The 7,666-nt window shown below is 75.7% G+C and carries 6 protein-coding genes; 4 read left to right on the top strand and 2 right to left on the bottom strand.

The window, feature by feature from the left end:
• The coding region (locus tag RBXJA2T_RS05915) for an SUMF1/EgtB/PvdO family nonheme iron enzyme (RefSeq protein WP_009856423.1) at positions 1-784 on the top strand (784 nt) is incomplete at its 5' end.
• Between the two features lie 36 nt (positions 785-820).
• Here RBXJA2T_RS05915 and RBXJA2T_RS05920 read toward each other — a convergent pair.
• On the bottom strand, positions 821-1,297 hold the full coding sequence (locus RBXJA2T_RS05920) for a hypothetical protein (protein ID WP_206026590.1): 477 nt from the start codon (positions 1,295-1,297) through the stop codon (positions 821-823).
• A gap of 257 nt (positions 1,298-1,554) precedes the next feature.
• On the opposite strand from RBXJA2T_RS05920, the gene RBXJA2T_RS05925 reads away from it, so the two are divergent.
• The 3 genes from RBXJA2T_RS05925 (at position 1,555) to RBXJA2T_RS05935 (ending at position 7,456) form a co-directional block, all read left to right on the top strand.
• Positions 1,555-4,224 carry a cation-translocating P-type ATPase gene (locus tag RBXJA2T_RS05925; protein ID WP_050801742.1) on the top strand — a complete coding sequence of 890 codons (2,670 nt, stop codon included), beginning with the start codon at positions 1,555-1,557 and terminating at the stop codon, positions 4,222-4,224.
• The gene (locus RBXJA2T_RS05930) at positions 4,221-5,222 is read left to right on the top strand and encodes a sodium:calcium antiporter (protein ID WP_009856426.1); all 1,002 of its coding nucleotides are present in this window, start codon (positions 4,221-4,223) and stop codon (positions 5,220-5,222) included. The genes RBXJA2T_RS05925 and RBXJA2T_RS05930 overlap by 4 nt, the downstream gene beginning before the upstream one ends.
• Positions 5,223-5,359: 137 nt before the next feature.
• Complete coding sequence (locus RBXJA2T_RS05935; RefSeq protein WP_009856427.1) at positions 5,360-7,456, top strand: TonB-dependent receptor family protein; 2,097 nt, start codon at positions 5,360-5,362, stop codon at positions 7,454-7,456.
• On the opposite strand, the gene RBXJA2T_RS20330 is transcribed toward RBXJA2T_RS05935, so the two are convergent.
• The coding region (locus tag RBXJA2T_RS20330; protein ID WP_009856428.1) for a hypothetical protein at positions 7,453-7,666 on the bottom strand (214 nt) is incomplete at its 5' end. The two genes, RBXJA2T_RS05935 and RBXJA2T_RS20330, sit on opposite strands and share 4 nt — an antisense overlap.

A 7,666-nucleotide genomic window follows, 5' to 3' on the forward strand; every position in this document is an offset into this window, starting at 1 on the left:
GCACGTCTTCCGCTGTGCGCTGCGCCACGAGGACCGGCTCGGCGAGGCGCTGGCCGAACGCGCCGCGGCGCTGCAGCTGCATGCCGGCGGCGAGCCGCCCTTGCCCTGGCGCGAACCGCCGGCGCTGGCCGCGCGCGAGCCGCTGCGGCTGCCGGCGCAGCGCTGGATGCTGGGGTCGCGGCCCGGCGGCGCGGTGCCCGAGAACGAACGCTGGGCGCACGAGGTGGCGCTGCCGGCGTTCGAGATCGACGCCCGGCCGGTGTCGTGGGCGGCGTATGCCGAGTTCGCCGAAGACGGCGGCTACGACCGGCGCGAGTGCTGGAGCCCCGCCGGCTGGGCCTGGCTGCAGGCCGAGGGCCGGCGCGCGCCGCGCCACGTCGAGCAGCTGCGCGGCGGCGTGCTGGTGCAGCGCCACGGCGAGCTGCGCCGCGCCGCGCCCGCCCAGGCGGCGCTGCATCTCAGCCGCCACGAAGCCGAGGCCTGGTGCCGCTGGGCCGGCCGGCGCTTGCCGACCGAAGCCGAGTGGGAGTGCGCCGCGCAGCAGGCGGCCGGCCGCGGTTTCGCCTGGGGCGAGGTCTTCGAGTGGGTGGCCGGCAGCGCCCGGCCCTGGCCCGGCCATGCCGCCGGCGCGTCGGCTCTGGACCCGCTGCCCGCGCGCCCCGCCGCCGTGCTGCGCGGCGCGTCCTGGATGACCCGGCTGCGCCAGGCCCACCCCAAGGCCCGGCGCTTCGCGCCCGCCGAGGCGGACACGATGTTCTGCGGCTTCCGCTCCTGCGCGATCTGAGCGGGGGTCAGGTCTTGCCTTTTGCAGCGCCGCCATTCAGCCGGTGGCCGGGTGCGCGACGAGCGGGCGGGCGTGGCGTCCGGCGGCGGGGGTGCCGTCGTGCAGGATGGCCTGGGTCAGCATCGCGCGGCTGACGTGCCAGCGGGCCAGCGCGTGGTCGAAGACCAGCCGCTCGTCCCAGGAGACCTGGCCGTCGGCGGTCAGCGCGGCGGCGGCCAGGCGACAGACCAGCAGCCGCTCCTGCGGGTCGGCGACGGCGTCGAGCAGGCGGTCGACGTAGGCCTGGTCGCGTGCGTGCAGCCAGGAGCTGCCGGCCAGCCCGCTGCCGACCTCGTGCAGGCATTCGTGCACCAGGGCCTCGAAACGGGTCCGCGGCACGCCGAGGCGGCCGAAAGCCTGCAGATCCTCCAGGGCCTGCAGTTCACGCGGGTCGGCGCGGCCGTTGGCCGCGACCATCACGGCGAGCGCGTGGGCTGCCGCGGTTCGAGGCGGCCGTGAGTCGTGGGTCGTCATCGAGTGCTCCTTCGCGGCGGCCGCCACGCCCCCGTGGCCTGACCATCCCTTGCCACGGAGCCGCGCCGGGGCGGGAAGTTCCCCCGCCGGCTCGCGGCCGGCGTCTCGCTTGACGTCGCGCAGCGGTTGCAAAACCCCCGCTGCCGTCGGGCCAGGACCCTGCGCAGAATCGAACACACCCGGCATCGAGACGAAAGGCCCCGACGTGCCGCCCTCGACCCCCCGAGCGCACCTGCGCCGTCACCGACTGGCACGCGCTGGACGCCGACGAAGCCCTGCGCCGCTGCGGCACCGACCCGCAGCGCGGCCTGGACGGCGCCGCCGCGGCGCGCCGGCTGGCCGAGCACGGCCCGAACGCGCTGCCTGAAGCGCCGCCGCGGCCGGCCTGGCTGGGCCTGCTGCGCCAGTTCAAGAGCCCGCTGATCTACATCCTGTTCGCCGCCGCGGTGCTGGCCGTGGCGCTGGGCCACCACGGTGACGCCGGTGTCATCCTGGCCGTCGTCGTCGTCAACGCGCTGATCGGCAGCTTCCAGGAGGGCCGCGCCGAGCGCTCGATGGCGGCGCTGCGCCGGCTGTCGGGGCTGCACGTGCGCGTGCTGCGCGACGGTGCCGAGCGGGTCGTCGAGGCGCGCGAGCTGGTGCCGGGCGACCTGATGCTGCTGGCCGCCGGCGACGCCGTGGCCGCCGACGCCCGCCTCGTCGAGCAGGTGCAGCTGCAGGTCGCCGAGGCGGCGCTGACCGGCGAGTCGGTCCCGGTGTCCAAGTCGGTGACCCCGCTGCCCGAGGTCACCGGCCTCGCCGACCGGCACGACATGGTCTATTCGGGCACCCACGTCACCGGCGGCCGTGCCCGCGCCGTCGTCGTGGCCACCGGCGTGCACACCGAGGTCGGCCGCATCGCCGGCCTGACCGAACGTGCCGAGGAGCCCAAGACGCCGCTGGAGCTGCGCCTGGAGCAGTTCGGCCGGGCGCTGGTGGCCGCGGCGCTCGGGCTGTTCGTGCTCGTCGTGCTGCTCGGGCTGTGGCGCGCGCTGCCGCTGCCCGAGGTGCTGATGGTGGCGATCAGCCAGATGGTCTCGATGGTGCCCGAGGGCCTGCCGGTGGCGATGACGATCGCGCTGGCGGTGGGCATGCAGCGCATGGCCGAGCGCGGCGCCATCATCCGGCGGCTGTCGGCGGTCGAGACGCTGGGCTCGACGACGGTGATCTGCAGCGACAAGACCGGCACGCTGACCCGCAACGAGATGACCGTGGTCGAGCTCTGGCTGCCCGGCGACGGCACGCCGCGCGAGATCGCCGTCGGCGGCATCGGCTACGCACCCGAAGGCCGGCTGCTGGAGCAGGGCCGGCCCGTCGACGCCCGGGACCCGGCGCTGGCCGGGCTGCTCGCCGCGGCGGTGCTGTGCAACGACGCCGAGCTGCAGCCGCCGGCCGGCGACGCCGCCTGGACGGTGCTCGGCGACCCGACCGAAGGCGCGCTGCTGGTGCTGGCCGCCAAGGCGGGTGCCGACCCCGCCACGCTGCGCCGCGACGCGCCGCGCGAGGCCGAGCTGCCGTTCGACTCCGACACCAAGCTGATGGCCACGCGCCACCGCCTGGGTGGCGCGCCGCGCCGCGTGCTGCTCAAGGGCGCGCCCGAGGCCCTGCTGCGCCTGGCCCACGGCGAGGACGCGGCGACGCTGGCGGCCGCGCGCGCCCAGGCCGAAGCCATGGCCACGCGCGCGCTGCGCGTGCTGGCCTTCGGCAGCGTCGACGACGACACGCTCGACGCCGCGGCCGGCTTCGACGCGCTGGCCGGGCGCGTGCGCCTGCTCGGCCTGGCCGGCCAGATCGACCCGCCGCGCGAGGAAGTCCGGCAGGCGGTGGCCGAATGCCGCCGCGCCGGCATCCGCCCGGTGATGGTGACCGGCGACCACAAGCTCACCGGGCTGGCGATCGCGCGCGCGCTGGGCATCGCCGACGACGGCGACGGCCGCGGCGCCTGCCGTGCCGTCGACGGCCCCGAACTCGAGCGCATGGGCGAGGCCGAGCTGCGCGAGGCGCTGCCGTCGATCGCCGTCTTCGCACGCGTGCAGCCGGCGCAGAAGCTGCGCATCGTCGAGGCGCTGCAGGCGCGCGGCGAGGTCGTCGCGATGACCGGCGACGGCGTCAACGACGCGCCGGCGCTGGCGCGTGCCGACGTCGGCGTGGCCATGGGCATCACCGGCACCGAGGTCGCCAAGAGCGCGGCCAAGATTGTCGTCACCGACGACAACTTCGCCACCATCGTCGGCGCGGTGCAGCAGGGGCGGGTGGTCTACGGCAACCTGAAGAAGGTCATCCTGTACCTGCTGGCGACCTCGATGGCCGAGGTCCTGGTGCTGCTGCTGGCGCTGCTGGGCGGCTTCCCGCTGCCGCTGGCGGCGGTGCAGATCCTCTGGATCAACATCGTCACCGAAGGCACGGTGACGGTGAACCTGGTGATGGACCCGCCCGACGGCGACGAGATGCGGCGCCGCCCGGTGTCGCGCGACGACCGGCTGCTGGGCACCGCGCTGCTGCGTCGCGTGGCGCTGATGACGCCGATGATCGCCGCGGTGACCTTTGGCTGGTTCGCCTGGCGGCTGTCCCAGGGCGTGCCCGAGGACCTGGTGCGCACCGAGACCTTCACCGTGCTGGCGATGTGCCAGTGGTTCAACGTGCTGAACTGCCAGTCGGCCACGGCCTCGGCGCTGGGGGCGCGCCTGCTGCGCAACCGCTGGCTGGTCGGCGGCCTGTCGCTGAGCGTGGCGCTGCAGGCCGCGGTGCTCTACCTGCCGCCGATGAACGCGCTGTTCCACACCGTGCCGCTGCCCCCGGCCTCGCTGCTGCCGCTGGTGGCGCTGGCCAGCCTGGTGCTGTGGGCCGAGGAGGCGCGCAAGCTGCGTGCGCGCGGGGGGCGGCGATGAGCCTGGCCTGGCTGTCGATCCAGTTCGTGCTCTGCGCCGCGGCGATCGCCGGCGCCGGCTTCGTGCTCAGCCGCAGCGCCGACACGCTGGCCGAAGCCTACGGCTGGGGCCGCGGCTGGGTGGGCCTGGCGCTGCTGGCCACCGTGACCTCGCTGCCCGAGCTGGCCTCGGGCGTCAGCGCGGTGGCGCTGGTCGGCGAGCCCGACCTGGCGGTCGGCAACGCGCTCGGCGCCTGCGTCGTCAACCTCGTGTTCCTGGCCGTGGTCGACCTGCTGCAGCGCGGCGAGCCGCTGTACCGGCGCGCCGGCGGCACGCACCTGCTGTCGGCAGGTTTCGGCGTGCTGATGCTCGGCTTCGCGGCGATGAGCCTGGTCGGCGGCGCCGCGGCACCGCAGCTGCTCGGCGTGGGCCTGTACAGCCCGGTGCTGCTGGCGCTGTACCTGCTCGCGCTGCGCAGCGTGTTCGTGCACGAACACACGCGGCCCACCGGGCCGGCGCCCGCGCCGCGCCCGCCTGCGGCCGCCGTGCGGCACGAATGGCGGCGCTTCGGTGCTGCCGCGGCGGTGGTGCTGGCGGCGGGCACCTGGCTGCCCGAGGTGGCCGACGGGCTGTCCGGCGCGCTCGGCCTGTCGCACGGTTTCGTCGGCACGGTGTTCATGGCGCTGGTGACCACGCTGCCGGAGATGGCGGTCACGGTGTCGGCGCTGCGCCTGGGCGCGCTGGACATGGCGGTCGGCAACCTGCTGGGCAGCAACCTGTTCAACGTGCTGATCCTGGCCGTCGACGACCTGGCCTACACGCGCGGCCCGCTGCTGGCCGACGCGGCGCCGGCGCATGCGGGCACCGCCGCGGCGGCGCTGGCGATGACCGGCCTGGTCATCGTCGGCCTGGTGCTGCGGCCGCGGCAGCGGGTGCTGGGCCTGTTCAGCGGGGTCAGCCTCGGGCTGCTGGTGGTCTACGCGGTGAATGCGGTGCTGATCTACCGCGCCGCGGCCTGATCCGCAGCGGGTATTCCGGGGTGCGATACACGATCACCGCCAACGCCGCCTCCCGCCCCGCCGTGCCCATGGCCCTCGCCAGCCGCCGCCCCTTCCGTCCGTCCCGTCCCCGCGCCGGCTGCCGCCGGCCGCGTCCGGTGCTCGCCCCGCTGCTGGCGGCGCTGGCCGGCCTGGCCTGCGGGCCGCTGGCGGCGCAGACCGAGACCATCGTCGTCACCGGCTCGGTCGCCGAGCGCCTGGCTTTCGACGCGCCGTACGCGATCGGCGTCGTCGGCACCGAAGACCTGCGCCGGGCCGGGCCGATGATCAACCTCAGCGAGGTGATGACGCGGGTGCCCGGGCTGGTGGTCGCCAACCGCGGCAACTATGCCCAGGACCTGCAGATCAGCTCGCGCGGCTTCGGCGCGCGGGCCGGTTTCGGCGTGCGCGGCCTGCGCCTGCTGGCCGACGGCATCCCGGCCAGCGGCCCCGACGGCCAGGGCCAGGTCTCGCACATCGACCTGGCCGGCGCCGAACGCATCGAGGTGCTGCGCGGCCCGTTCTCGGCGCTCTACGGCAACAGCTCGGGCGGCGTGATCTCGGTGTTCAGCGCGCCGGTGCGTCGCGCCGAGGCCGAGGCCGGGCTGGACCTGGGCAGCGATGGCTTGCGCCAGTGGCGCGCCGCGGTGCAGACGCCGCTGGCCGGCGGCTGGGAGATCCGCGCCGCAGGCTCGGCGATGGACTGGCAGGGTTACCGCCCGCACGGCGAAGCCGAACGCCGGCTGGCCAGCCTGCGTGTCGGCTGGCGCGGTGCAACCGACACCGTGATCGCCAGCGCCGGCCACTACGAACAGCCGGCCGACGACCCGCTGGGGCTGAAGCGGGCGGACTTCGACGCCGACCCGCGCCAGACCGCCCCCGAAGCGCTGACCTACGACACCCGCAAGCGCTCGACGCAGGACCAGCTGGGGGTGAACTGGCGCCACCGCTTCGCCGACGGCGCGCTGCGCGAGTTCGAGGCCAGCGCCTATGCCGGACAGCGCAGCGTCACGCAATGGCTGGCGATCTCCAGGACGACGCAGGACAACCCGCGCCACGGCGGTGGTGTCGCCGATGTCGACCGCGACTACCGCGGCGCCCAGGCGCAGTGGCGCTGGGCCTGGGAGGCCGTCGACCTGCTGGCCGGCGCCGCGATCGAGGACCAGCGCGACGACCGCCGCGGCCACGAGAACTACCTGCTCGACGGCGCCGGCAACCCGGTCTACGGCGTGATCGGCGACCTGCGGCGCGACGAGATCGACCGCGCCCGCACGCGCGACCTCTTCACCCAGGCCGAATGGCGTTTCGCGTCGCGCTGGGTGGCCAGCGCCGGCCTGCGCGCCGGCCGCGTCACACTCTCTGCCGACGACCGCTACCTGAGCAACGGCGACGACTCGGGCAACCTGTCCTTCGGCTATGCCAACCCGGTGCTGGGCCTGCGCTGGCAGGCGGCGCCGGGGCTGAACCTGCACGCCTCGGCGGCGCGCGGCTTCGAGGCGCCGACGCTGGGCGAGCTGGCCTACCGGCCCGACGGCACCAGCGGCTTCAACGCGGCGCTGCAGCCGCAGAAGAGCCGCCAGCTCGAGCTCGGCGCCAAGTGGCGCGCCGGCGACACGCTGGATCTGGATGTCGCGCTGTTCGAGACCCGGGTCGACGACGAGATCGGCATCGCCAGCAACGCCGGCGGCCGCGCCTCGTACCAGAACGTCGGCCGCACGCTGCGCCGCGGTGCCGAGCTGGCTGCCGGCTGGCGCCCGGCGCCGGCCTGGCGCACGCGCGGGGCGCTGACGCTGCTGGACGCCCGCTACCGCGACGACTTCCGCAGCTGCTCGGGCATCCCGTGCCCGGCGCCGGACACCACGGTGCCGGCGGGCCAGCGCATCGCCGGCACCCGGCGCGCCAGCGCCTTCGCCGAGGCGTCCTGGCGCAGCGCGGCACTCGGCGAGTGGGGCGTCGAATGGCGTGCCGCCGGCCGCACCGCGGCCAACGACCGCAACAGCGATTTCGCCGCCGGCCACGCGCTGGCGGCGCTGCGCTGGAGCCACACGCTGGCGGTGGCCGACGGCCAGCGGCTGGAGCTGCTGGTCCGCGTGGACAACGTCTTCGACCGCGACCACGCCGGCAGCCTGATCGTCAACGACGCCAACGGCCGCTTCTTCGAGACCGGCGCGCCGCGCAGTGCGCTGCTGGCGCTGCGCTGGGGCGGCGCGATCTAGGAGTCCGCGGCCTCGGTGGCGGGCAGCGGCTCGACGCCCGGCAGCGCCGACAGCGCCTGGCGCCAGCGGGCGTCGGCCAGCACCGTGTCCAGCGTCTCGCGCGCCGCGTCGGCCGGCGCGGCGGCGGCGACGAGCAGCAGCCGGTCGTGCGCCAGCGCCCGGAAGGCCAGCCCTGTGCCGCGGCCGCCGTCTCGCAGCCGAACGCGGTGT

The organism is Rubrivivax benzoatilyticus JA2 = ATCC BAA-35 (assembly GCF_000190375.1).
Lineage (GTDB): Bacteria > Pseudomonadota > Gammaproteobacteria > Burkholderiales > Burkholderiaceae_C > Rubrivivax > Rubrivivax benzoatilyticus.

What these genes read in the sequence shown, in the direction of transcription:
- RBXJA2T_RS05920 (WP_206026590.1), bottom strand. Translation starts at nt 1,297, where the DNA reads ATGACGACCCACGACTCACGGCCGCCTCGAACCGCGGCAGCCCACGCG.
- RBXJA2T_RS05930 (WP_009856426.1), top strand. Translation starts at nt 4,221, where the DNA reads ATGAGCCTGGCCTGGCTGTCGATCCAGTTCGTGCTCTGCGCCGCGGCG.